19 protein-coding genes and 1 pseudogene are annotated in these 24,359 nt (G+C 48.3%); 8 read left to right on the top strand and 12 right to left on the bottom strand.

Going from position 1 to position 24,359, the window contains the following annotated elements:
- Positions 1-20: 20 nt before the first annotated feature.
- The 8 genes from OOK74_RS13245 to OOK74_RS13280 all read right to left on the bottom strand — a co-directional run bounded on the left by OOK74_RS13245 (position 21) and on the right by OOK74_RS13280 (position 10,707).
- The gene (locus OOK74_RS13245) at positions 21-1,292 is read right to left on the bottom strand and encodes a sensor histidine kinase (protein WP_278183567.1); all 1,272 of its coding nucleotides are present in this window, start codon (positions 1,290-1,292) and stop codon (positions 21-23) included.
- Positions 1,292-1,978, bottom strand: coding sequence for a response regulator transcription factor (locus OOK74_RS13250; protein ID WP_278183568.1), 687 nt, complete (start codon positions 1,976-1,978; stop codon positions 1,292-1,294). The genes OOK74_RS13245 and OOK74_RS13250 overlap by 1 nt, the downstream gene beginning before the upstream one ends.
- Positions 1,979-2,031: 53 nt before the next feature.
- Entirely contained in the window at positions 2,032-5,217 is a 3,186-nt protein-coding gene (locus tag OOK74_RS13255; protein WP_278183569.1) for an efflux RND transporter permease subunit, read from the bottom strand.
- A gap of 1 nt (position 5,218) precedes the next feature.
- Positions 5,219-6,379: an efflux RND transporter periplasmic adaptor subunit gene (locus OOK74_RS13260; RefSeq protein WP_278183570.1), complete on the bottom strand. Its 1,161-nt coding sequence runs from the start codon at positions 6,377-6,379 to the stop codon at positions 5,219-5,221.
- On the bottom strand, positions 6,376-7,761 hold the full coding sequence (locus OOK74_RS13265) for a TolC family protein (protein WP_278183571.1): 1,386 nt from the start codon (positions 7,759-7,761) through the stop codon (positions 6,376-6,378). The genes OOK74_RS13260 and OOK74_RS13265 overlap by 4 nt, the downstream gene beginning before the upstream one ends.
- 192 nt (positions 7,762-7,953) lie before the next feature.
- The gene (locus OOK74_RS13270) at positions 7,954-9,078 is read right to left on the bottom strand and encodes a M20 family metallopeptidase (RefSeq protein WP_278183572.1); all 1,125 of its coding nucleotides are present in this window, start codon (positions 9,076-9,078) and stop codon (positions 7,954-7,956) included.
- Between the two features lie 340 nt (positions 9,079-9,418).
- A complete protein-coding gene (locus OOK74_RS13275; RefSeq protein ID WP_274723368.1) occupies positions 9,419-9,721 on the bottom strand; it encodes a YkgJ family cysteine cluster protein in 303 nt (100 codons plus the stop codon).
- A 104-nt stretch (positions 9,722-9,825) separates the two neighbouring features.
- The gene (locus OOK74_RS13280; protein WP_277207049.1) at positions 9,826-10,707 is read right to left on the bottom strand and encodes a LysR family transcriptional regulator; all 882 of its coding nucleotides are present in this window, start codon (positions 10,705-10,707) and stop codon (positions 9,826-9,828) included.
- A 134-nt stretch (positions 10,708-10,841) separates the two neighbouring features.
- On the opposite strand from OOK74_RS13280, the gene OOK74_RS13285 reads away from it, so the two are divergent.
- The 3 genes and pseudogenes from OOK74_RS13285 to OOK74_RS13295 all read left to right on the top strand — a co-directional run.
- Positions 10,842-11,288 (top strand): PACE efflux transporter, encoded by a 447-nt coding sequence (locus OOK74_RS13285; protein WP_277207050.1) that lies wholly within the window; start codon positions 10,842-10,844, stop codon positions 11,286-11,288.
- Between the two features lie 104 nt (positions 11,289-11,392).
- Entirely contained in the window at positions 11,393-11,725 is a 333-nt protein-coding gene (locus OOK74_RS13290) for a PBPRA1643 family SWIM/SEC-C metal-binding motif protein (protein ID WP_166015107.1), read from the top strand.
- A 150-nt stretch (positions 11,726-11,875) separates the two neighbouring features.
- Positions 11,876-11,953, top strand: a pseudogene (locus OOK74_RS13295) (integrase); the annotation flags it as partial.
- A gap of 253 nt (positions 11,954-12,206) precedes the next feature.
- On the opposite strand, the gene ppl reads toward OOK74_RS13295, so the two are convergent.
- The 3 genes from ppl to OOK74_RS13310 form a co-directional block, all read right to left on the bottom strand.
- Positions 12,207-14,900 (bottom strand): anti-phage protein Ppl, encoded by a 2,694-nt coding sequence (ppl, locus tag OOK74_RS13300; protein ID WP_278183573.1) that lies wholly within the window; start codon positions 14,898-14,900, stop codon positions 12,207-12,209.
- A 497-nt stretch (positions 14,901-15,397) separates the two neighbouring features.
- Positions 15,398-16,429, bottom strand: coding sequence for an L-threonine 3-dehydrogenase (tdh, locus tag OOK74_RS13305; RefSeq protein WP_166015110.1), 1,032 nt, complete (start codon positions 16,427-16,429; stop codon positions 15,398-15,400).
- Positions 16,430-16,431: 2 nt separating this feature from the next.
- On the bottom strand, positions 16,432-17,625 hold the full coding sequence (locus OOK74_RS13310; protein ID WP_278183574.1) for a glycine C-acetyltransferase: 1,194 nt from the start codon (positions 17,623-17,625) through the stop codon (positions 16,432-16,434).
- Between the two features lie 283 nt (positions 17,626-17,908).
- On the opposite strand from OOK74_RS13310, the gene OOK74_RS13315 reads away from it, so the two are divergent.
- From OOK74_RS13315 to gloA2, 3 genes are all read left to right on the top strand, one after another.
- Positions 17,909-19,177: an O-acetylhomoserine aminocarboxypropyltransferase/cysteine synthase family protein gene (locus tag OOK74_RS13315; protein ID WP_278183273.1), complete on the top strand. Its 1,269-nt coding sequence runs from the start codon at positions 17,909-17,911 to the stop codon at positions 19,175-19,177.
- A gap of 153 nt (positions 19,178-19,330) precedes the next feature.
- Positions 19,331-20,302 (top strand): LysR family transcriptional regulator, encoded by a 972-nt coding sequence (locus OOK74_RS13320; RefSeq protein WP_278183274.1) that lies wholly within the window; start codon positions 19,331-19,333, stop codon positions 20,300-20,302.
- A gap of 117 nt (positions 20,303-20,419) precedes the next feature.
- Positions 20,420-20,803 (top strand): SMU1112c/YaeR family gloxylase I-like metalloprotein, encoded by a 384-nt coding sequence (gene gloA2 / locus OOK74_RS13325; RefSeq protein WP_278183275.1) that lies wholly within the window; start codon positions 20,420-20,422, stop codon positions 20,801-20,803.
- A 77-nt stretch (positions 20,804-20,880) separates the two neighbouring features.
- On the opposite strand, the gene OOK74_RS13330 is transcribed toward gloA2, so the two are convergent.
- Positions 20,881-21,627 carry a phosphatase gene (locus OOK74_RS13330; protein WP_274721574.1) on the bottom strand — a complete coding sequence of 249 codons (747 nt, stop codon included), beginning with the start codon at positions 21,625-21,627 and terminating at the stop codon, positions 20,881-20,883.
- Between the two features lie 512 nt (positions 21,628-22,139).
- Between OOK74_RS13330 and zwf the strand changes: the two genes are divergently transcribed.
- Both zwf and pgl read left to right on the top strand, forming a co-directional pair.
- Complete coding sequence (gene zwf / locus OOK74_RS13335) at positions 22,140-23,642, top strand: glucose-6-phosphate dehydrogenase (protein ID WP_278183608.1); 1,503 nt, start codon at positions 22,140-22,142, stop codon at positions 23,640-23,642.
- Entirely contained in the window at positions 23,639-24,358 is a 720-nt protein-coding gene (pgl, locus tag OOK74_RS13340; RefSeq protein ID WP_274721576.1) for a 6-phosphogluconolactonase, read from the top strand. The genes zwf and pgl overlap by 4 nt, the downstream gene beginning before the upstream one ends.
- Position 24,359 lies beyond the last annotated feature (1 nt).

Raw genomic sequence — 24,359 nt, forward strand, 5'->3', positions numbered from 1 at the left:
CCTATCCACTCTTGGTTTGCTTAACTGACCGGAGAATCAGAGCAAAAACGTAACATGACACTGTGCCCGTGCTCAGTGGTCGTGTTTTGGTAATACCAAGCATACTGCTTAACTAATCGTTCAGTCAGCTCTAATCCCAAGCCAAATCCAAGCTCCTTGGCTTGTTCATGACGTGGATGATTGTGATTATCGATGGTGAGCTGACAGCCGACTTGCTTAATCACCACATTGCCACCATAAGTATGTTGAAAAGCGTTGCGGATCAAATTACTGATCACTATTCGACATAAACCGACAGGCAATTCCAGTGTGCTGGCATCGGTCAACACCACCACGTTTACTGACTTATCGTGCAACAAATAAACCAGATCTTGTTTGATTTGGCTAACCAGTTCACCGAGCGCCACCGTGGTGGTGGGCAAAGGTTGTTCCTGCTGCCGATTGAGCCACAACAACGTTTCGGTCACATCGGTCATGGTAAAAGCCGCCCGCTCAATTCTCTGTAATACCGCGATTTGTTTATCTTTATCGCTCTCTTTGGCAACTAACTTACTCAGTAACTCGGCATTGGTGCGCATTACCGCGATCGGAGTTCTCAATTCATGTCCGGTATAGCCGAGAAAGCGCTTTTCGCGATCTAGGCTGTCTTGTACGGTGCGAAAACTGGTTTGAATAATTGCCGCTAAGGTATTGAGCTCACTGTAATGAAAATGTGGTAATGGCTCACTGAGCTTTTGATTATTCAGCGATTTTGCCCAATCTTTAAGATTTTCAACTGGCGTTGATACACTGCGTAAGATCATCACCAATGCCGCAGAAAATAACAATAAGCCCCCTAGCGCGGTTAAAATGATGTAGTAAAAATGCGGTACTTCATCGTCCTCAAACGCTAAATGTGTACTGGGTGGCGGGAGCACAATCGCAGCATACAGTTGCTTACCGTTATCGACAATTTTCATTACAAACAAGCCCGCTTTCGGTGGCTCAAACAGCGGTATACCGTCAATATGCTTTGCCAGTTGATTGGGCGCTAAATCAGATTCGCTAAAGTGAGTTTGGATCGGCATGGGTAGCATTTGCCAATCGGTGGCGAAGATCATGTCATCTTGAATAACTGGATAATCTTCCGCGGCTAGCGTGCGCGCTTGTACGCGCATCGAACGCGCAACCGCCATGTCCATACCAGAGAAAAAATAACTGACCGCAATTCCCGACATAAACAAAATGGTCATCGCCCCGACCAATAGCATGATCGCTAGAAAATAGATCCGTAAACTGCGCCTAAGTTGCATTAATTAGCCTCACGTCTAAACACAAAACCACGCCCCACAAGGGTATGGATTAACTTATCTGCACGTGTACCATCCACCGCTTTTCTTAGGTTATGCATGTGTACCTTTAAACTGTTACTGTCTGGTGGATCTTCTCCCCATACACTGTGCATCAATTGGTCACGCGTCAGCAGAGCTGGGCTAGCACGCATCAAGCTGACCAGCAATTTAAAACCGATTGGCGTGAGGTTAAGCGTGCAGCCATCGCGAGTCGCGGTTTGGGTTTGCATATCCAGCACCACACCTTCAATCATCAACTTTGTCACTCGACCGCTTCTGCGACTCGACAATACCTGCGCTCGCATAATCAGCTCTTGCATAGCAAACGGTTTAACCAAGTAATCATCCGCTCCGTGCGCAAAACCAGCCAGTTTATCCTCCAAGGTATCGCGAGCGGTGAGCATTAAAATCGGCACATCCATGCCCTGCGCACGCAACTTAGCACAAACCTCAAGGCCACTCAGCTTAGGTAAATTCAGATCCAAAATAACCGTATCGTAATTATTTTGTTTAATTAATTGGTATCCAGACACCCCATTAGAAGCATGATCGCATTGAATATCTTCCAGTTCGAGATAATCAATCACCGCTTTGGCTAGGTCCAAATCATCCTCAATCAGCAATAATTGCAGGTTTTCAATACTCATTTTTCAATACTCATGTGTCTCTCCGCCCTGCAGAACATCTGGGCCTTAGTTGATTAAGTTGGTTGATCTGGTGAACCACTCGATTGATGGGACGCGGATGGGTTCTTGGCGAATTGACACTTGGCGTACTGTGCCAAACGAGCGATCAAGCAGCGGATATCATGGTCAATCATCAACAGGGATGGGGTTAGGATCAAGGTAATTAAGGTCGCAAACAAAATACCGTAACCCAGTGCCGCGGCGGCTGGGATCAAAAACTGCGCTTGCATTGATGTTTCCCCCAATAACGGAGCTAAACCAGCAAATGTCGTGATTGAGGTGAGCAATACCGCGCGCAATCGGCTACTACAAGCCAGCTTGATGGCGGCTGCCGGAGGCATCTTTTGCGCACGCACCAATTCATTGTAACGAGACACCAGCAATAAGCTGTCATTAACCACAACCCCACTCAGCGCCAGTATGCCATTGAGTGATAAAATACTGATGGTTAAGTCATTCCACCAGTGGCCAAGGATCGCCCCCACAATACCAAACGGGATCGCGACCATAATAATCATCGGTTGCACGTAGGATTTCAGTGGCACAGCCAACAACACAAAGATCACCACCAACGCCAGTACAAAGGTGGTTTGCATTGAACTGGTTGATTCTTGCTGCTGCTCTGCCTCACCGGTGAAATCAATCTTCAGGGCTGGGTAACTGGCGGTTAATTGCGGCACCAGTGAAGCTTTCAGTTGGTTAACCAGTTCATTTGAAGAGATCACCGACTTATCCACTGCGGCAGTTAAATAGACCGCTCGTTGATTATCGATACGGGTGATTTCTGCTGGTTGATATTCGCGATAAACCTTAGCCACGGCTACTAAAGGCACCACGCTACCGGTTGGGGTGCGCACACTCGCCCGCTGAATATCAGCTAAGGTTTGCCGATCGGTTGCAGGGTAACGAACCCGCACTTTCACCTCATCCTTGCCACGTTGGAATCGCTGGACAATATCACCACCAAAATTTTGCAGCACTTGCTGAGCAAGAGTGGCCGAATCCATACCCAGTGCCCGCCCTTGCTCGGTCAGCTCAAATCGGTACTGCGGCTCACCTAAATCTAGGTTGTCATCAATCCCGCTCACCCCCTCAATAGTTTGGAGCGCCAGCTTAAACTGATGACCCGCCGCCGTGAGTTGGGCTACGTCATCGGCTTTTAATTCAACCTTAAAGTTATCCACCATCTCTTGGGATGACATGACTTTTAACTTTTTAACCCCTTCCATGCCTTGCGACATCGCCAACCAAGCGGCAGCAAAATCATTGGTACTGAATGGCGCATCGGTCGCCAGTTCGATCTTTACCGTGCCGAGTTTATCCTCCTCGGCGATCACTTGAATGCTGGTGATATAAGAAGCCGCGCGACTCGCGGTTTGAACGCGGAACTGCCGCTCAACTTCAAGCGCATCACTTTCCAACTGCAACAAGTTGGCGTGAGTCTGACCAAAACTCACATCGTTATATAAGCTGATTTCGGCGCTGACCGTATCACCCGCAATATCGGGAAAGAAAGCCACCCGCACCGCACCAGTCATAGGCATCCCGATCACCAACAAGAAAATCGCCACAAAGCCCACAATCACCGCATAACGCAACTCGATGGCAAACTGGATCACTGGCTGATAAATGTTTTGATTAAACCACTCTAAGCCGTGCTCTGTGGCACGTTGCACACGACTCCAGATGCCCTTGCTCTCACTGCGCTGGGTATTAATGTGCGCCAAATGAGCCGGCAGGATAAACTTAGATTCGACCAATGACAGTAGCAAGCAAATCACCACTACGGTGGCAAACTGGGCGTAAATTTGCCCCATTTTGCCCTCGACCGCAGCTATAGAAAGAAATGCCACCACTGTGGTTAACACCCCAAAAATCGTTGGTGCTGCGACTCTGAGCGTACCTTTAATGGTGCTGTTGAGCGTGTCGCCTTCTGCACGCCGGGTGGTGTAAATACTCTCACCCACCACCACCGCATCATCCACCACAATCCCTAGCGCCATAATGAAACCAAATGTGGTCATTTCGTTAATGGTTAAGCCCATCCACGAATCGGTCATAAAAAATAGCGTACCGCAAAACACAAACGGCAGCGATGCGGCAACCCAAAACGCAACGCGAATATTTAAAAACAGCGCCAACACGATAAAGACCAACCCAATCCCCGTCAGGGCATTTTTCGCCAGCAACGATAAACGCTCTTTGATCATTTGGCTCTTGTCATACCATGTCGCCATTGCGACGTTATCAGGCAGCCGATCACTGGTTTGCCACTCGGCTACCACTCGCTTGGCTTGCTCAACAATATCCACCACATCGCTGTTTTCATCCATTACGATTTGAATGCTCATCGCATTATGTTGGTTATAACGCGAGACAACATAGCTATCTTCTGCAAACGCATCTTCGACACGAGCAATCTCACCTAAGGTTAATTGGCTACCATTGGATGCCGTCACCACCGGGATCGCTTTAAAAGCGTCCACCGAATAAGCTTGCTCGGAAGCTTTCAAGCGCACGGTTTTATCAGGATTACGCAAGCTGGTGGCAATCGCACTGTTCGACTCCGCATTAATCCGCTCGGCGATATCATTCAGCGTCAAACTATAGGCTTGCAGTGTTCGCTCATCGACTTCCACCGACAGCAGCGGATCAAGGTAAGCTTTAATTTCCAGATCACGGATCGCGCTTTGGCTCAGTAGATCCGATTTGAGTTGTTGAGCCAAGGTTTGCAACGTGCTGCGATCGGCATCGCCATACAGCTGTACCCAAATCGCATGATCTTGCAAACGCGCCTTATCAATCACCGGTTTTTCGGCTTCGCTTGGTAAGTTGTTGATCGCATCAACTTTATTTTTTACTTCGGTCAGTAGTTTATCAAGGTCATAGTTGGTCTGTTTTTCAATCGACACTTGACTACCTGAAGCATCAGAGGTGGAGGTAATACGCTTAATACCCGGCACCGTTTCTAATGCCTCTTCAATTTTAATCGCCAAGCCCTCTTCCGATTGCAACGGATCACCGCTGTCATAGGTCACCGAAACGGTCACTTCATCCGGCTCTAGGCTCGGAAAGGCTTCTTGGCGTAAAGCGCTAAACGATAACAAACCGACAATGATGGTGCTGAACATCAATAAATTGGCGGCTACCGGATTGTGCGCAAACCACGCAATGATGCCACGAGGCGTTGAATGACTCATATTAACGCGCCTCACTCGGTTGCACAGACATGCCGACTTGGAAATGACTCAACGGACGAATAACCACTTGCACTTGGCTAGAAGCCTGGGTTTGCGGCGGCACAACGTAGATTTTATCTCGCTGAGCAAAGCGTAGCGTGGCGGCGAATTTTTGTAAGGTGCCTTGCGCATCGAGCGTCCAAATGTCCCCCTGCTGCGACAAGGCTGAAGCCGGTAACTCCCAAAGAGGATCCATTTTTTCGCTGGTGATGATCGCCTGCACAAAAGTACCGGGATACAAGGGCGTCGCCTGCTCTAACGGACGTTCAACCACCGCGATCAATGAACGCTGACGAGTGTTGGCTGAGCTGTGCTGAGTTTGACGCTCGACCCTTGCCTGCCACTGATGTTCGGTCGTGCTATCACGCAAGGTGATCAGCCACGGTTCGTCAGCGCCGATCGGGGGTAAATTTTTCCAGTGCTGATCAGCCAGTGGGATCTCAATTTCCAACTGATCGATGCTGTACAGAGTGGCAATACTGCTATCGACATTCAGATAGCTACCAAGTTGTATTTCACGACTCACCACTAACGCATCAAACGGCGCACGGATCACCGTATTGGCAAGATTTTTTTGCGCGGTGAGCAAAGATTGCTGGGCATAAGCATAGGCGGCTTGGGCACTCTCCAGTTGTGGCTGGCGCAATACTAATGGCGAATCAGGCTCCCCAGTGAGTCCCGAATGTTGCCATTCTGATTTGGCTTGTTCACCTTGCCGCTGCTCTTCCAGCAGCGCTAAATGGGTGGATGTGACATCCGCCATCGCTTGAGATAAGGCTTGTTGATAACTTGAGTCATCCAGCTTTGCGATCACCGTACCTTGTTTGATCACTCGACCGGTGGCGAAATTTTCCGCCAAATAATGCACTCGGCCGCTAACTTCACTGCTGAAAGTTAAATCATAACGCGGCTTAGCTTCACCATAACCGATGATTTCGGCTTGATAACTGCCCGGCGAGGTGGTTTGGACCGCGACCTGTGCCAATTTAGCGGCTGGCTCTGATGGATCGGCGAGCTGTGGCTCAGTGATCGGCGTCATTTGCCGTCCATTCCATGCCAACACAGCCAGCATCGCCCCGATCGCGACCAAAGTGATGGCGAATTTCACCGTATGTTTTTTCATGACGCAACTCCCAGACCCAAAGCCAGGCCTAAATCAATTCGGTTTAATAAGCGTTGGTAAGTGGTATTGGCCAGCTGCGCGGCAATATCGTAGGTTTGCCGCTGCACAGTGAGCAGATCAAAAATATCAATCAAACCGGCACGGTATTGCTGCTCATAACTCTGTTCACTGCGCTCGGCACTGGCCAAAGCCGCGCTTAAATGCTGTTGCTGACGCGCTAACGCGTTTTCTTGTCCGACTGCGTTTTCCACTTCATTGACCGCATTCAATAATGCCTCTTGATAAGCCCAATACGCTTGCTCGGCAGTGAGCTCGGCCATTTCCGCCTGTGCTTTCAATTTGCCACCTTGAAACAGGGGGGCGGAAATTTGCCCCAATAAACTCCATAGTGGGCTAGTAAACAACGCTTGACTTGGCGTAGAGCCAAAATCCGCCACACTGGCGGATAAACTAAAAGAAGGCAGCATAGCTTTATAAGCCGCATCGCTACGGTAGGATTCTGCTTCCAGATTAAAAAAAGCTTGCTGTAAGTCTGGACGCCCAGCCATATTTTGCGGCGCTAAACGCTGGATTGGATTGATCACGGAGGGAAAGGAGAGCGGCACTTGCGGCTGGCTCAATGTCGAGTTCCACTGACCGGTTAATAGCCATAAATTGCGCTGGCTTTTGGCTAAATTTTCGCGATATTCAGCCACAGTGGCATGTGTGGTGGCGGTGCTGGTTTTTGCATTGTCTAAGGCTTGCAAATTCTCCAAACCAACGCGGTATCGGCCCAATATCAAGCTTTCGTTATTTTCGAATATCGCTAAGCGGCGCTGTTCAATCTCCAACAACTGTTGGTGAAGGCTAATCTCCAACCAATTGCGCATAATATTGGCGGCTAACAGATCTCTGGTGGCCTGCAGGCTAGCTTGGGAAGCGGCGATATCTTTCGCGGCCGCGGCACTGCTGGCGGCTAATTTTCGCCATAAATCAAGCTCCCAACTGATGCTGATCTCGCTCGTGTAACTCGCCTGACTGGCTTGCTGCTCTTGAGCCGTAAAGCTGGCTTCAATCTGTGGCCGTTGCTCACTCACGCTAACCCCTTGCTGTGCATAGGCTATCTGTAAGGCCAGCATGCTTTGCTGCAAGCTTGGGTTATGCCGTAAAGCATGTTGCAGATATTGATCAAGCTCAGGAATATCGACTAAATCGGTCAAGTATGTTGGTGCATCATTTGGGATTGATGACGCCGCCGACGGTTCTGCCATCAACTGCGCCAGCAATTGTGCCATGGTGTGATCGCTTATCTGCGTCGCTTGAGTGGTAAAGTCGGCCCCACGAGAGGCACAACCCAACACCCCGACTAACATCACCGCCATCACTGAATATCGCAATATCATCTTATTGTCTCCTACCCATCTAGCCGCAGTTTAAGCGGCCGCTGGTTAAGAGTGGGTTAAGAGCCCGCAGAGATGGATAGTCTAAACCATTGAAATACGAAGCGGCCAAATAGCGGTTCGGGTTATTGGATTCACAACAAAAAACCCGTGCCAACCAAGGTCACGGGTTTAATTGAATGATCACAGGATGACTTAAGCGCTCAATTTTTCCAGAACGCGCATCAGTAGACGAATGCGAGGTTCGATAGAAGCTAACACCAGATATTCTTTGTCGCTATGGAAGCAAGCACCGATCGGGCCTAAGCCATCTAAGGTCGGGATGCCCAAAATCGCCGTATTATTGGCATCTGAACCACCGCCAACCGCATGCCAATTCAGATCAATCGCCAGCTCTTGCGCGGCGTTTTCCACCAACTGGATCAGATCTTCAGTGTGCGAATTAGCAACCATTGCTGGCTTATAACCTTCACGCTCAATCGCTACCGTTACACCATCCACAAACGGAGTTTGTGCCATCGCGCTGAGTTGAGTATCAATCGCATCATAATCAGCATTATCCCAGAATCGAACATCAATATGCGCTTGAGCACAGTCAGGCACAATATTGACCCCAACTCCGCCAGAAACAACACCCACATTTAAAGTGGTACCGGATTCAAAATTATTCATCGCGTTAATCGCTATGATCCAGTTAGCCATTTCGGTGATCGCACTACGACCTTTTTCTGGATCATTGCCCGCGTGGGCAGCAATGCCGTTAAAACTGATTTGGTAACCAATTCGGCCTTTACGCGCCTTGACTAAACCGCCATCAGCGCGCGCCGCTTCAGCGACCAACACGGTTTTGGCAGATTTAGCCACTGATTGGATCCAGTCTACCGAATCAGCAGAGCCGGTTTCTTCATCTGGGTTCATACAGACGCAAATCGAAAGTTTATTGACTACCTCAGGATCAAGGTGGCGCAACGCATAAACGATGTTGAGCAAGCCGGATTTCATATCCGACACACCTGGACCATAAGCATTTTCACCATCTTGTGACATTGGGCGCGCCTGCGCAGTGCCGACTGGGAATACGGTATCCATATGGCCGATCATCAACACATCGATCTGCTCTGCGTTAGGTTGGTTGCGAATTTCAAGCCCAACACCCGCCTTACCACAATCGATACGTTTTACCTGCCAACCATGCATTGCCTGAAATTTTTGCTCAAATTGGCTAGCGATAAACTCGATCCCTTCTAGGGTGTATGTGCCGCAATCGACATTAATCAACGGTTCCAATTCTGCAAGATATTGCTGTAGAGAAAAATGCATGTGTACTCCTAAACCAACACGTTTATAACCAGTCTGGCGCTCAAAGCGCTCAATGCTGAGATAGCGATCATCAGCGCAATCTGACAACCTTCCGAGGTGATATCGCCCAACCAGCGACTCGCCATCAGCGCCGATCCTGAGTGCAGACTGCCGAGAAAGGAATGATCGAAGTCAAGTCCCGCGCCAAGCGATCAAATACTCACCGATTGAAATAATCTTTTATGATAACCATCACAATTGGCAGCTTATTTTAATTAATTGGATAAATCAGCAGATCCATTCATAACCCAGCACAGGTATGCAACTTGATAATCACCTTGCAGTCATGGCCTCAATCCCGCTATTTCTCATCATTGGTTAAATTTGCTCTTTCCTGTTGGCATTCATAAGAGCCCATTTCAAACTCTCGACAAATCCAAGGACGATGTTGGTAAATGGTACACATAAATGTTTCTCGATCTAACGCTGAGCACCAGCCATCCGCCAAACGTAACATGGTTTCTCCGCCCCATTTATCAAAGGCAATATGCCGCTCTGGTACTCCGGTATCGGTAATGATCATCACCTCGAGACGGCAACAGCAAGCCTGACAGTTTGAACAAGAAATTTCTGTAGTCGGTAGATTGGTGATTGGAATGGTCATAGTGTTCTTCAATCAAGGTAATGGCTGCATAGTACTCCAATTTAAACCCATTTACCGAAATTCGTGATCGACACTATCCAACAGCGATGGAGGATACTCGAAGTTCACTGAGGAGCTCGCGTATAGATCGCCTCTTTAAGCCAGTTTCCCGCTTGGCCTAATGGACGAGCGCGGTGCCATTGCAGCTCCAATCCCAATCTGGGGCTGGCGATACAATCTGGGGTTAATACCACCACCTCCCCCCGCGCCAATGGCTGATGCAGCAGAAATTCAGGAATGGCGGCCCAACCGAGCCCAAGCTTAACCAGCTCCAATACGCCGAGATCGCCTTCAATCCACCACACTTGCGCCGACAGACGAAAGCGGTGACGCTCACTGCCTGCTCGCCGCCCCGTGGCCATCAGTTGACGCGTTCCCTGTAAATCACGCTCCTGCAATGGTCTCTGCTGCGCCAGTGGATGACTAGGCGCTACCACCAGCGGCATGGCGACATCTCCCAAGGAACGGGTGGCGATCTCCCGCTGGGGATGCGCTTTTTGATAACTGATCCCCAATTGGGCACGCCCGCTGACCAACAACTCGGTAAGATCCTCCATCAATGGAAACAGTAGCTCCAACTCAACGGTCGGATAATGAATCGCGAACTGCTCCAGCACACTTCCAAGCCAAGGTAAGTGAGAGTCATCGTCGATAGCCAGTGTGAGACGTGACTCAACCCCTGCCGCTAACTCGCCAGCCACCGCTTGCAAATGCTCACTTTGCGCGAGGAGGATCTCCGCCTCCTGCACCATCCGTGCGCCCGCGTCCGTCAGTTGGGGATAACGGCCAGAACGATCAAATAAAGTCAGTGCCAGATCGATCTCTAGATTGGCAATCGCCGTACTGACCACCGATTGTGCCTTGCCCAGTTTGCGAGCGGCCGCAGAAAAGGAGCCCGTCTCAGCGGCAGCCAGTAAGATCCGGAGCGTTTCCAGTGAAGGGTTCATTTTATGCTTCCCCTAGTGTTACCGATTTAAAACTCAATCCATCTATTTTAACGATAGATACCAACGTGATTCTATCGCCAAATGACAATAGATTAGCCGCGATTTATCACTAAACCTGCTTAAGAGAACTATTTATGCGCACACGTAACGATCGCCTGCGCCATGCGATTGGTTTTGAATTGATTGGCCTGCTGATTGCCGCCCCGCTAGCAAGCTTAGCCACGGGGATCGAACTCAGTCACATGGGGCCGCTGGCCGTGCTGTTTTCAATTTTGGCAACCGTCTGGAACTATGTTTACAACATCGGTTTTGACCAGTTGCTGCTCAAATATCAGGGCCACCCGCACAAGAGTTTGTTCCAACGAGTCGTGCATGCCTGCGGTTTCGAGGGTGGATTTATGGCTCTCACGCTACCGGTCATTGCCTGGTGGCTCGATCTAGCGCTACTGGCAGCGCTCAGCCTGAACATTGGTTTCGTTACTTTCTATCTGGTCTATGCTTTCGTTTATAACTGGGGTTACGACAAGCTGTTCCCGATCCCCAACACCGTGCCGCAAGGTGGGCCACAAATGGCACAATAAATCGGGCCAAGTGAAGTGGTGTTTTGCAAGGTACCACTTTATCAATTGCCAGAGTTCCGTATAATCGCGCCCAAACCTCCCCCATATCTATCAGTGAGTGGCAAATGTCCAAACTATTTTTCAAAGGCCGAATCGATGCGAGACAAAATCATGTCATCTCTGGCTACAACGTGAATCGTGATGTCAAAGCTGGTTCAGAGGAAGCACCGATCCAGATCATCGTCGCCAGCGAAGCGCGTAAAGTTGAGATTGCCGCATTATTGGCCGAGCACGCTATCGTGGCCAATATTACTATCGACTCGACTCAGCCAGAAAATACGCTTGAGCTTGATACGCTATTAAGCAAACCAAAAACCATTACCTTTGATAAAACACCAAACCGTAATGATCCATGCCTTTGCGGCAGCGGAAAAAAATACAAAAAGTGCTGCGCTTAAGCGCGAAAGCACTACCGAAAAAACCGTCGCCTGACGGTTTTTTTTGTTAAATAAACCACCAACAGTGTCGTGCCACCTTACTTGCCAACAAAAGCCCTTTCTGAACACAAATTCAGCTTTATCAATCGTTTTAATCAATGATCTTAGTTCTACGGCAAGTTAGGTAAATCGAACAACAAAGAATCCGAACGGGTATGGCAAGAGATAGAAAAAGTGAGGAATCAATAACCGCCGATTAGGCGTTTTTTGCTCCTAAAGAACGTAATACCGATAATGCCTGCAACCAACTAGGTCGACATGACAACAAACTTTTGCCCCAAAGTTTGTTAGACAAAATACTCTACAAAATTTAAGTACGGGCTTTTGATTGAGCCGTGATTAGAATCACTGTTCCACTGCATCCCACATTCATTGCTTGTTAGATTTAAACGCTTGGAATTAAAAAGCTCAACATTTAGCTGAGCTTTATAGTTTGCTTTATCTAACCTATGATGCGCTTGAATCTAGTTCTAAAGGCTTTTTCACCACCTTCCATTTGGAAACATATAAACTCTTTGACCGTCTCCTCTTGAAGTCCTCCAGAGATATGAGGCTCTAACCTTTGAGCTTGCTGTTTCATCCCCACTACTAGCTCTGCATCACCGTTCACCACAATTGGCGCAGAATGAGTTACGACTACTAGTTGTCTGCGTTTCTTATTATTTGAAATCGCAGGAATCACAGAGCTGGCAAGCATAGCACAATCCAAGTCATCTTCAGGCTGATCTAGGATGAGCGGATCTTCGCCATATGACATCAAAAACGACAACATAGACGCAGATTTTTGGCCTGGTGACGCCCTTTCTAACTGACGAAACTGACCAATCGAATCTTGGAACTGAATTTGAAGACCGTCGTCAGGAAACCAACAATGTAAGTCATCCAACCTTTCATCCTGCAACTGCCACAATCGAGTTCTTAGTGAACCATGTATCGCGGAATAGTCAGTACTCTCTTCCTTTTTGACACAAGCGATATGAAAACGCTTTAGTTTTGCCAACTCAGCATATCGCTGCTCTGCGCTATTAGGATTGAATTTGTTAAAATTATTTAGGTCAAATAATAAGCTATTCGGAGTGCCTTCATCAAAGATGTGGCTATCGAATCTTTCGATTCCTGAGGCCGCCTGGTAACCCTTGACTAACCGGTCGCTCGAACATGCCAGAGGAAGCACCTGGATTTTTAGCTCCGTTAAACCAAGCTCCTCGATGAACTTATTACGAACTTTGGTTAGATTCTCCCTATGCGTGACGAGTTTCCCGTACACTTCAGCTTTGTTTGCTTGAACTAGAGCAAGGTCGTCTTTCAGACCTTGCTCATTATTTAGAACCCGTTGCAATTCCGCTTGCGAGTCCATAAGAACACTCAGTTCTTCGTGATCAATTTTCGCGTTGTTTAATTCAGATACTTTGGTGTTTAATTCGGCAGAATTAACAGCGATTCGGGACTTGAGTGTCTGAAGATAAGTTTGCTCAGATGACTTAATCAACTTTGCCTTTGACTCTTCAATTAACGCGAGTACTGCTGCATTCAAGGTGTCGTGAATTTCATTGACTTCCAGTTGCCACGCGCCTAAATCAGACTCTGTATCGTAAATATCTGCTACGCTGCTTTCCACGCAAGCACTTTCCAGTTTCTCGATTAGTTCGTCCACTTTCTGCTTACTGCCTTCCGCTTTGCTTAACTCATCTTTATCGTTAGTAAGCGCCTGTTGAAGTGACTCTAACCCCGCCTCTTTTAACGTTTGAAGCTTACGATCAACGTCTTGTAGTTGGCCTTTAGTGATTGTTAGGTTTTCGATAGCTCGCAGGGCTTCACGCTCTTCAGAACAGTACTGCTTATACTTAGTTTCAAGATTGAGTTTATCTTGTACCCACTTAGCATAATTTACCGTTTCACTTTCATCGATTACGCGTAGAAATGAATTCGGTTGAGTCGCCATTTCATACAACATTTTTTGTGAGTAAATCGAGACTGGAAAGCGCGATGTATTAAAGGTTTCTTCTTCCTCCCACTGCCCACTTCCCTTATTGAGGTGATGAAAATGAGTATTTGTCGGTGACCATGTCAGTTTGTATTTCTCTTGACCTTTACGGTACTCAAGTTCGATGAATGAGTCAGGTGACATCGCCCCTTCCGGCCCCACCTTTTTGAATGCATCGATATTGCTTTGTTGTATCTGAGGAAGGTTTTCATCACGACGGAGACTCAATCGCATCGCTTCTATCAACGTTGACTTCCCCGAACCACGGCTCCCTATAATTGAGGTATACCAAGGGCTCAGGTCAATGTTGATGGGGTTACCACCGACGTCTTGGCACATCTTGGTCTTTAAAGTTAATTTGGTGATTTGCTGCGATGGGATCGCAGGTGGCTGTTTAGGTCCGCGTTTTATACAGTGCTTAGGATCAGACAGTGCTACTTTTAACCCTTCAAAAGAAGGCTTTATCATCTTAACCCACGTGTAGCCCTGCCCCATCTCTTCAATAGAATGCGCGTCAGACCCTTTTACCCAAGCCAGATCCTCGATGAGTTTCTTCTGATAAGGTTCGAGAGCGTCCACCTCACCGATTAGCTCTATAGCATCTGGATTTGCATCAAAAACACAGCTTACTGACCCCTGATTGGGATTCTTGAAAACTCCTTTATGCTCGTCTACATGCGCCAGAATGGCCAAAGCAGGTGTAGAAAAGCCATGAATAGCCTCAACAATCCCGCGTGTACCATATGTCAGCTCCAATGAATGATTCTTGCCTTGGGTGGAAGGAAGGCCGCAACTACCTACCAGTTCACTAATGGTTGAGGACGTAGCGTCGTCATGCAAGATAGCAAGAACATGGACGTTGCCTGCTGCTGTGAGCTCCACTGCAGGCATAATAACAATGTCCCGATACCCATTACTCTCACCAGAATCGAACTCAGCTTTGAGTGCATTTAGTTCTGATCGAATGGTATCTAGACCTGCACCAGTATTGTGGTCACTTAATACCACACAATCAACTTCATTGGACATTTGACCAAGGAGCCATTCTCGGTTAGTACAGGTAGGAGTCTTGTCAGACCTAGGAAAGTCATCCGAGGCAGGAGAGTGACAATGAAAATCAACTTTAAACCATTTGCTACCAACAACTTGCAACTTCTGCTCCCAATGCGAATAAGCAACTCTATTACTATGTGTTCCGTATGGTATGCAGGGTCATTTTAACTTTCAATGTTCTACAACAATTTTCGCTTACATGTTATGGGAAATACCGCAGTCATATAACGAATGTGTGAATCTTTTTTCTATCTAATCCAAATAAGGGCTCTCAGTTTAGCGACTTTCCATGGTTGTGCTAATTCGTCATTTGCTAATGTTTGCATTCTCGAAACTCACTTTTGTCCAAAAACGATTTTGAGCAACAAAAAAACACCAACCATTAGCCTTTTTAAGAACAGACACCTCAAACTTTGATTCAAAATCTTTGGGGCTAAACTGACGAACGCCAGCAGTGTTTTAGAGTGTGTTTGGGGCTAAATTGGGGCTTTTTGAAAGGTTGAATACGGTCGTATTTTCCACTTTACTGTTTATAAAAACAGTGTTAGCCAAAAACAAAGCGCCCCTTGCGGAGCGCTCTGTAGAGAGATTTTCGGTTACTGCCAATCGAGGATAACTTTGCCGGAAGCCCCGCTGCGCATGATGTCGAAGCCTTTTTGGAAATCATCGACTTTGAAGTGGTGAGTGATGATTGGGCTAATATCGAGACCCGATTGGATCAGACTCGCCATTTTATACCAAGTTTCGAACATTTCGCGGCCGTAGATGCCTTTGATCACCAGACCTTTGAAGATCACTTGGTTCCAGTCAATCGCCATCGATGAAGGTGGAATGCCCAATAGCGCGATACGGCCACCGTGGTTCATGGTTTTAAGCATGGCACTGAACGCACTTGGTACGCCAGACATCTCTAAGCCGACATCAAAACCTTCGGTCATGCCAAGCTCTTGCATCACGTCTTCTAGATTTTGCTCTGCCACGTTCACCGCGCGAGTTACGCCCATTTTACGAGCTAAATCAAGACGGTATTCATTAACATCTGTGATCACCACATGTCGTGCGCCAACATGTTTAGCCACCGCTGCCGCCATAATGCCGATTGGGCCAGCACCGGTGATCAGCACATCTTCACCGACTAAGTCGAAAGAAAGCGCAGTGTGCACCGCGTTGCCAAACGGGTCGAAAATCGAGGCCAAATCATCAGAGATGCCATCTGGAATTTTGAAGGCATTAAACGCTGGGATCACCAAATATTCCGAGAAACAACCGGTGCGGTTAACACCAACACCAATCGTGTTGCGGCACAGGTGCGTACGGCCACCACGACAGTTACGGCAATGACCACAAGTGATATGCCCTTCACCAGAAACGCGATCACCGATTTGGAAACCACGCACTTCTTGGCCAATGCCAACTACTTCACCCACGTATTCGTGGCCAACCACCATAGGTACTGGAATGGTTTTTTGTGACCACTCATCCCAGTTATAAATGTGTACATCAGTACCACAAATCGCGGTTTTCTTAATTTTGATCAGCAGATCATTGTGGCCAAGCTCAGGCATGTCGACTTGGTTGATCCAGATGCCCTGCTCAGGTTTGAGTTTAGAAAGTGCTTTGATTTTCATAATTAAATGAGTCCCATATCACGACCGACTTCAATGAAAGTGTCGATGGCTTTGTCTAGTTGTTGACGGCTGTGTGCAGCAGACATTTGCGTACGAATGCGCGCCTGCCCTTTAGGCACAACCGGGAATGAGAAACCGACCACGTAAATGCCTTTGGCCAAGGCACGCTCGGCAAATTCTGCCGCCACTTTGGCATCACCGAGCATAATTGGAATGATCGCATGGTCAGCACCGCCCATAATGAAACCCGCCGCTTCCATACGTGTACGGAAGTGCGCGGCGTTTGCCCATAGGCGCTCACGCAGGTCACCACTCTCTTGTAGCAAATCCAACACGCGCAGCGATGCCGCCACAATCGCCGGAGCCACCGAGTTAGAAAACAGGTAAGGACGTGAACGTTGACGCAGCCAATCGATCACCTCTTTTTTGCCTGACGTGTAACCGCCTGATGCACCACCCATCGCTTTGCCGAGTGTGCCGGTGATGATATCAATGCGATCAATCACATCGTGGTATTCATGAGTACCGCGACCATTTGCGCCCATAAAACCTACCGCGTGTGAATCATCAACCATCACTAACGCGTTGTATTTATCTGCCAAATCACAAATGGCTGGCAAATTTGCCACCACGCCGTCCATTGAAAACACACCATCAGTCACGATCAGCTTGTGACGAGCGCCGGCAGCATCGGCGGCGATAAGTTGCTCTTCCAGCTCTTGCATGTTGTTGTTGGAGTAGCGGAAACGCATCGCTTTACATAGGCGCACCCCATCAATGATCGAAGCGTGGTTGAGCGCATCAGAAATGATCGCATCTTCTTTATCAAGCAGAGTTTCAAACAGACCGGTGTTGGCATCAAAGCATGAGGTGTAAAGAATGGTCTCTTCCTGACCTAAAAATTGCGAGAGCTTTTGTTCCAGCTGTTTATGAATATCTTGCGTACCGCAGATAAAACGCACCGATGCCATGCCAAAACCGTGGCTATTCATGCCCTGTTGTGCCGCTTCTATTAGCGCCGGGTGATTGGCCAAACCAAGGTAGTTGTTGGCGCAGAAGTTGAGTACCTCTTCACCAGAAGAAATTTCGACCGCTGCTTGTTGCTGCGAAGTGATGACACGTTCCGATTTATAAAGCCCTTCAGCTTTGACTTGCTCAAGTTGAGTGCGGATTTGCTGATAAAAAGCAGACGACATGGTGTATTCCTTATTATTTTGATTTTGCAGGGAACAGGATGCGCAAACACACCCTATTTACACTGTAAAAAGCCGATTGCTGTAAGTGTAGTCGAAGCGCTCATCAGCGATTATCTGTCACAGTGGAAAAGCATTGGTGAATTTCAAGCACAAATCTAATCTTGCAGCTGGAATAAGAAGGTGGCATTGAGGTCGTAATACGGCCAGTTCATGCAATAGCGCTTGATTTCTGCGCCGGAAACTTCAAAGATGTGGTCCCACTTCTTGAGTCAAAGGACCGACGATGAAAGACGCAACCTTAGCGATCCATTATGGTTACACCACCGATCCCACCACCAAATCGGTGGCCACGCCGATTTATCAAACCGTCGCTTATGAATTTGATAATGCGCAACATGGCGCGGATCTGTTTAACTTGGCGGTGCCGGGCAACATTTATACCCGGATCATGAACCCAACCAACGATGTGCTGGAAAAACGCATGGCCGCACTGGAAGGTGGCATTGGCGCTTTAGTGGTGAGTGCAGGCAGCGCCGCGATCAACTATGCCATTCTCACTTTGGCCCAAGCCGGGGATAATATTGTTTCCACCCCGCAACTGTATGGCGGCACCTACACTCTGTTTGCGCATATGCTGCCAAGCCAAGGGATTGAAGTGCGTTTTGCTAAAGATGATCGCCCTGAAAGTTTGATTGAGCTGATTGATGAGCGCACCAAAGCGGTGTACTGCGAAAGCATTGGTAATCCGGCTGGCAATATTATTGATGTACAACGGCTGGCTGAGCTAGCCCACGCACAAGGCGTGCCGGTGATAGTCGATAATACCGTCGCCAGTCCCGCATTGTGTAAACCGATCCAATTTGGTGCTGATATTGTTGTTCATTCGTTGACCAAGTATTGCGGCGGACACGGCACCACCTTAGGTGGTGTGATTGTCGATTCAGGCAAATTCCCGTGGGCGCAGCATCCAGAGCGCTTCCCAGTGTTTAATCAACCTGAACCGTCTTATCACGGTGTGGTGTACACTGAAGCCTTTGGTGATGCGGCGTTTATTGGCCGCGCGCGTACCGTACCACTGCGCAATACAGGCTCCGCCCTCTCGCCGATGAATGCGTTTATGATCCTGCAAGGTTTGGAAACCTTGCCACTGCGCATGGAGCGCCACACTGAAAATGCACTCAAAGTCGCCCAGTACCTAAAACAGCATCCAAAAGTCAGTTGGGTCAGCTATGCCGGCCTCCCTGACTCACCGTATTATGAATTAGCACAACAATACATGGGCGGCAAACCTTCGGCGATTCTCTCCTTTGGTTTGCAAGAGGGTTATCAAGCTGGGGTGCGTTTTTACGATGCGCTGCAAATCTTCAAACGTTTGGTCAATATTGGTGATGCCAAATCACTGGCTTGCCATCCCGCATCCACGACTCATCGGCAAATGAGTGAGCAAGAGCAATCTAAAGCAGGCGTGAGACCAGAGATGATCCGCTTATCGGTTGGGATAGAACATATCGATGATCTGTTGGCCGATCTCGAACAAGCTCTCAACGCTTAACACAGCGCTGGTGATTCCAGCGCTTAGCTTGCTCCCTCTCATGCGAGACGGAGCAGCTTACCGCTAAACCCTGCACTTTTGGCCCAGCAAATTGCATTTATCAGCAGATTCTGCGACAGTGGCGCGACTTGTTGCCTGACTCTACAAAGCCTGATGTTACCCGCTAAATTGATTGCCCTACTGCCCGATCTCGCCACCTTTATTGTAGTGGTCAATGAAGGCAGTTTTACCGCTGCCGCTAGCAAACTTGGTGTGACTCCTTCGGCGCTGAGTAAACTGATCACTCGCCTAGAACAAGCGTTATCGATCAAACTGTTTGAGCGAACTACGCGTAAACTGATCATTACTCAAGCGGGACAAAAGGTGTATGAGCAAAGCCGCTTAATGGTCAATGCTGCCCAGCAAGCGATGGAGATTTCCAATGCTGAACACGCTGAACCTGCCGGCGCGCTGACGGTTGCTGCGCCAGAAGCATTTTTAAATTCGGTATTACAGCCGTTTGTGCTGCCGTTTCTCGCCCGTTATCCACACATTCAGCTCAAACTGCGCGCCGCCGATGGTGAGATTGATCTGTTCAAACACAATATTGATGTGGCATTTCGTTTAACCGATAAACCGGATGAAAACTTAGTGCTGCGTGAGCTGTGCAAAACCAACTTAGTGCTATGCGCTAGCCCAGACTATCTCGCGCTGCGCGGTACGCCAAGCCATCCCACTGAGCTGGCCGAGCATGACTGTTTGTATCTGGCCGAAACGGAGAAAGATCATATCTGGAGCTTCGCCCAAGGCCAAGAAACACACACCGTAGCGGTGAGTGGTCGCTACGCGGTCAATCAGTCACAACTGCGTTTAACTGGGGTAAAAAATCATCTGGGCATCGGTATTTTCCACGATTTTGTGGTGCAAGATGCCCTTGCGACCGGCAAGGTAGTGCAGGTGCTGCAAGCGTGGAGTATTAAAAGTAATTATCACGGCGCGATTGCCATGCAGTATGCACAAACCAAATACATGCCCACTCGTGTACGGGTGTTTATTGATTTTGTGCTTGAGCATTTATGCCCGAAGCATTCTACACCCAAACCACTTGGAGTTGCAGGTAAGCAGCAAGTGAGTGAGTCCCCATGAGCATAGGCAAAACTGTGTAATAAGATAAATATGTCATTAGGTAAACGATGTGATTAGGGTCAACGAGCGTAGCCAACACCGCGGCAGCTTTAAGTAGGAAGGGGATAAGGAGTCAACATGCTAAAACGTATTCATCATGCCGCGATCATCTGTGCCGATTACCCACGCTCGAAGGCATTTTATAGCGAGGTTCTCGGCTTACGCGTGATCGCCGAGCACTATCGCGCCGAACGAGACTCTTACAAGCTCGATTTAGCTCTGCCTGATGGGTCGCAAATTGAGCTATTTTCATTTGCTCACCCACCAGCCCGTGCCAGTTTTCCGGAAGCACAAGGATTACGTCATTTAGCGTTTGCCGTGGAAGATGTCGCCCACTGCAAAGCTCAACTAGAACAGCAAGGCATCGAGGTAGAACCGATTCGGATCGATCAATACACTGGCAAAGCCTACACGTTTTTCGCCGATCCGGATGGCTTACCACTTGAGCTGTATCAGATCTAATCTCAATCGCGACTCATATCACGCAACGTGCTCTTTCTTTAAACGAAAAACTTAAACGAAACAGTTAAACGCAATGCTTAAACCAAATCGGCAAACTCGGCAATCGGCTGACGGCCACGTAACTGCAGAAAATCTAAAAACTGCCGAGCAGTGTGCGTGATCACCCGCGATGTCGGGATCCCGACTTGATCAATCAGTTGACTGGCTAAAGATAATTCACCGAGATCTAAGCAAAAATGGGCATCGCTCCCAGTCGTAATATAAGCATCGAGGGTTTTGGCGACCTGAGCAATCTGATAGCAGCGATCGATACTGCCGATCCGACTATTGCCCTTAAGTGTGCTGTTATTGATCTCAATCGCCACATGATGAGCTTTGGCACAAGCAATCACCTCGGCAAAATCGAAATCAAAATTGGGATTGCCCAAATGGCCTAATGCGTCAACCCGACCACTTTCAATGGTATTGATCAGTGCTGCGGTGTGGGTCGCTTTATCGGCTGGAGTAAAAACCGGCTCATGAAAACTGGCAATCACCCAATCAAGGTTGGCATCCACACTCGGATGCAGATCAATCTCCCCTTGCGGATTAAGAATATTAGCCTCAACCCCACGCAGTACCCCGACCCCTTCCAAAAAACGCGGCAAAATACGTTGGTTAGAGAAAAACCAATAATGAGGCGCACCGGGCATTGAGTGTGCATGATCTGTGGTGCAAAACAGGGTCAAACCATTGGCTTTGGCTGCGCGCGCATTTTCAATCAGCGTGCTGTAAGCGTGGCCACTGGCGTAAGTATGAGTGTGTGTATCTACAACAAATTTCATTTTAATCATCCTTGCAAGCGCATTGCCGCCAGTGTAACAGCCCGCCCGATCAGTTACTACGTTGCAGATTATGCTGTAAGTTTGACTTACCCAGCCGATCACTCGGTTATCCGTGCTATGTTTAATCTTACCTGCTGGAACAGCCCAAGCCGCAAACCTTGCGTCACCTCATTCAACCGCGCTGTTCATAGACAAAATCGCTGGCTTGAGCATCAAAAATCTAAATATAACCATTTTTACGTGTCACAATTTAATCGATTGCGCCATCAAGAGTTGATGTATGTCAAAGAGTCGTAGACAATACGCCACCAAGTTGAGTCGGCCTCTCGCTCACGCAGTCGACTTTGTACTTGATTGATTTTATCTATTGAAACTATAGATAGGATCGGTTTTTGATTTGTGTAATGCGCTGCTAGGGTTGGCGCATACTAAGCATACCCAAATATTTTGCGGGGGAATGGTCATTTTTTGCCCGCAAAGATGGGAAATACCTCGTTTCGAAAGGAAAGATGATGGTAATACCTGAAAACAGCAGCATCGTAATTTTCGGTGCCTCGGGAGATTTGACCTACCGTAAGCTTATTCCTGCGCTGTATCACCTCTATGCCAGTCAACAACTGCCAAAATCATTTGTGATTTTAGGGGTGAGCCGTACTGAGTACAGCGATGAAACTTACCGTGACAAATTGCAACGTTCGCTGCAAGAGCTGGAAAAGACTGAACCCGCCGTTTTAGCGGCGTTCATGCAGCATGTGCATTACCAAGCTCTGAATACCTCAGCGGTGAATGACTACCAACACTTGGTGACTAAGCTCGATCAGCTGGCCAACCAACATCAATTAACCCAGCGCAATACGCTGTTTTATCTTGCCACACCGCCAAGCCTGTATGGGGTGATCCCAGCTTGTCTGGCTGCCCATGGTCTCAACGATGAGCGCCAAGGCTGGAAGCGGCTGATCATCGAAAAACCCTTTGGTTACGATCTGCAATCAGCGCAAGCGCTGGATGTGGAGATCCATCACCATTTCCAAGAACACCAGATCTACCGCATCGACCATTATCTTGGTAAAGAAACGGTGCAAAATTTGCTGGTATTCCGCTTTGCGAACGGCATGTTTGAGCCGTTGTGGAACCGTAACTTTATTGATTATGTCGAAATCACTGGCGCAGAGTTTCTTGGGGTTGAAGAGCGCGGCGGCTATTACGATGGCTCTGGCGCGGTGCGTGATATGTTCCAAAACCATCTGCTGCAAGTGCTAGCGATGGTCAGTATGGAACCACCCGCGGCGATCAATGCAGATTCGATTCGTGACGAAGTCAATAAAGTACTGCAAAGCCTACTGCCACTGTCTGAGAGCGATCTGCGCAACAATTTGGTGTTGGGACAATATACCGAATCAGCAGTGCGTGGGCAGTTTTTGCCGAGTTATCGTAATGAACCTGGCGTTGCTGCCGATTCACGCACTGAAACCTATGTTGCGCTGAAAATGTTCATCAATAACTGGCGTTGGAATGGCGTACCTTTCTATGTGCGCAGTGGTAAACGTTTACCAACCCGCGTCACCGAAGTGGTGATCCACTTTAAACGTACGCCGCATCCGGTGTTTGGCCAAAATGCCCCGGAAAACAAACTGATCATTCGTATTCAGCCGGATGAAGGTATTCTGATGAGCTTTGGTTTAAAAGAGCCCGGCGCGGGTTTCAAAGCCAAAGAAGTATCGATGAATTTCCACTATGCCTCACTGGAGCAGATCAAAATGCTCACCGCCTATGAGCGTTTGTTGCTTGATGCACTTAATGGTGATGCGACACTGTTTGCGCGTACCGATGCAGTAGAAGCGTGTTGGAAGTTTGTACAACCCATCCTCGATTTCAAACAAGACCCACAATCGCTGTATGGATACGCCTGTGGCACATGGGGACCACAACAAGCCGATACTTTACTGCAAGCGGACCAGCGCACATGGCGCTTTCCTTGTAAAAACCTAACGGATACGGATTACTGCGAATTATGATCAATCATAAAATTTTTGTTACTGCGGATGCAGTCGTGACCCGTTTGGCCGACGAGTTGCTCAGTTACAGCCAACAAAGCCAACCGGTGCATATTTCACTTTCCGGCGGCAGCACGCCAAAAATGCTGTTTCAATTGCTGGCTAGCCAACCTTATGCGCATGATATTCAGTGGCAAAATCTGCATTTCTGGTGGGGTGATGAGCGCTGTGTGGCTCCCGATGATGCAGAAAGCAATTACGGTGAAGCCAATGCGCTGCTGTTTAGCCACATCAACATGCCTGAGCAAAATATCCATCGCATTTTAGGTGAAAATCCACCTCAGGCGGAAGCGGAGCGTTTTGCCCAAGCAATGGCCGAGCTGATCCCTGTTGATAATAATGGTACGCCAGTGTTCGACTGGATTTTGCTTGGCGTGGGGGCCGATGGTCACACAGCATCCCTGTTTCCAGAGCAAACCGACTACGCGGATCCGCATCTGGCCGTGGTGGCCAGCCATCCACAATCTGGGCAACTGCGCGTATCAAAAACCGCCAAAGTGCTGCAAGCGGCCAAACGCATCAGTTATTTAGTACTTGGTGCAGGTAAAGCCGAGATCGTACAACAAATTCACACCACTCCAGCGGAACAACTGCCCTATCCGGCAGCCAAAATTCACTCTACGAGTGGAGTAACCGAGTGGTATTTAGATTCAGACGCCGCAGCAAAGATTGCGTGAA

The organism is Vibrio misgurnus, assembly GCF_029635775.1.
Lineage (GTDB): Bacteria > Pseudomonadota > Gammaproteobacteria > Enterobacterales > Vibrionaceae > Vibrio > Vibrio chanodichtyis.

Coding starts and splice junctions, on each gene's coding strand:
- tdh (WP_166015110.1), bottom strand. CDS start 16,429: ATGAAAATCAAAGCACTTTCTAAACTCAAACCTGAGCAGGGCATCTGG.
- OOK74_RS13285 (WP_277207050.1), top strand. CDS start 10,842: ATGCGCACACGTAACGATCGCCTGCGCCATGCGATTGGTTTTGAATTG.
- OOK74_RS13265 (WP_278183571.1), bottom strand. CDS start 7,761: ATGATATTGCGATATTCAGTGATGGCGGTGATGTTAGTCGGGGTGTTG.
- zwf (WP_278183608.1), top strand. CDS start 22,140: ATGGTAATACCTGAAAACAGCAGCATCGTAATTTTCGGTGCCTCGGGA.
- OOK74_RS13275 (WP_274723368.1), bottom strand. CDS start 9,721: ATGACCATTCCAATCACCAATCTACCGACTACAGAAATTTCTTGTTCA.
- OOK74_RS13245 (WP_278183567.1), bottom strand. CDS start 1,292: ATGCAACTTAGGCGCAGTTTACGGATCTATTTTCTAGCGATCATGCTA.
- OOK74_RS13315 (WP_278183273.1), top strand. CDS start 17,909: ATGAAAGACGCAACCTTAGCGATCCATTATGGTTACACCACCGATCCC.
- OOK74_RS13270 (WP_278183572.1), bottom strand. CDS start 9,078: ATGCATTTTTCTCTACAGCAATATCTTGCAGAATTGGAACCGTTGATT.
- pgl (WP_274721576.1), top strand. CDS start 23,639: ATGATCAATCATAAAATTTTTGTTACTGCGGATGCAGTCGTGACCCGT.
- gloA2 (WP_278183275.1), top strand. CDS start 20,420: ATGCTAAAACGTATTCATCATGCCGCGATCATCTGTGCCGATTACCCA.
- OOK74_RS13280 (WP_277207049.1), bottom strand. CDS start 10,707: ATGAACCCTTCACTGGAAACGCTCCGGATCTTACTGGCTGCCGCTGAG.
- OOK74_RS13260 (WP_278183570.1), bottom strand. CDS start 6,379: ATGAAAAAACATACGGTGAAATTCGCCATCACTTTGGTCGCGATCGGG.
- OOK74_RS13330 (WP_274721574.1), bottom strand. CDS start 21,627: ATGAAATTTGTTGTAGATACACACACTCATACTTACGCCAGTGGCCAC.
- OOK74_RS13310 (WP_278183574.1), bottom strand. CDS start 17,625: ATGTCGTCTGCTTTTTATCAGCAAATCCGCACTCAACTTGAGCAAGTC.
- OOK74_RS13320 (WP_278183274.1), top strand. CDS start 19,331: ATGTTACCCGCTAAATTGATTGCCCTACTGCCCGATCTCGCCACCTTT.
- OOK74_RS13290 (WP_166015107.1), top strand. CDS start 11,393: ATGTCCAAACTATTTTTCAAAGGCCGAATCGATGCGAGACAAAATCAT.
- OOK74_RS13250 (WP_278183568.1), bottom strand. CDS start 1,978: ATGAGTATTGAAAACCTGCAATTATTGCTGATTGAGGATGATTTGGAC.
- OOK74_RS13255 (WP_278183569.1), bottom strand. CDS start 5,217: ATGAGTCATTCAACGCCTCGTGGCATCATTGCGTGGTTTGCGCACAAT.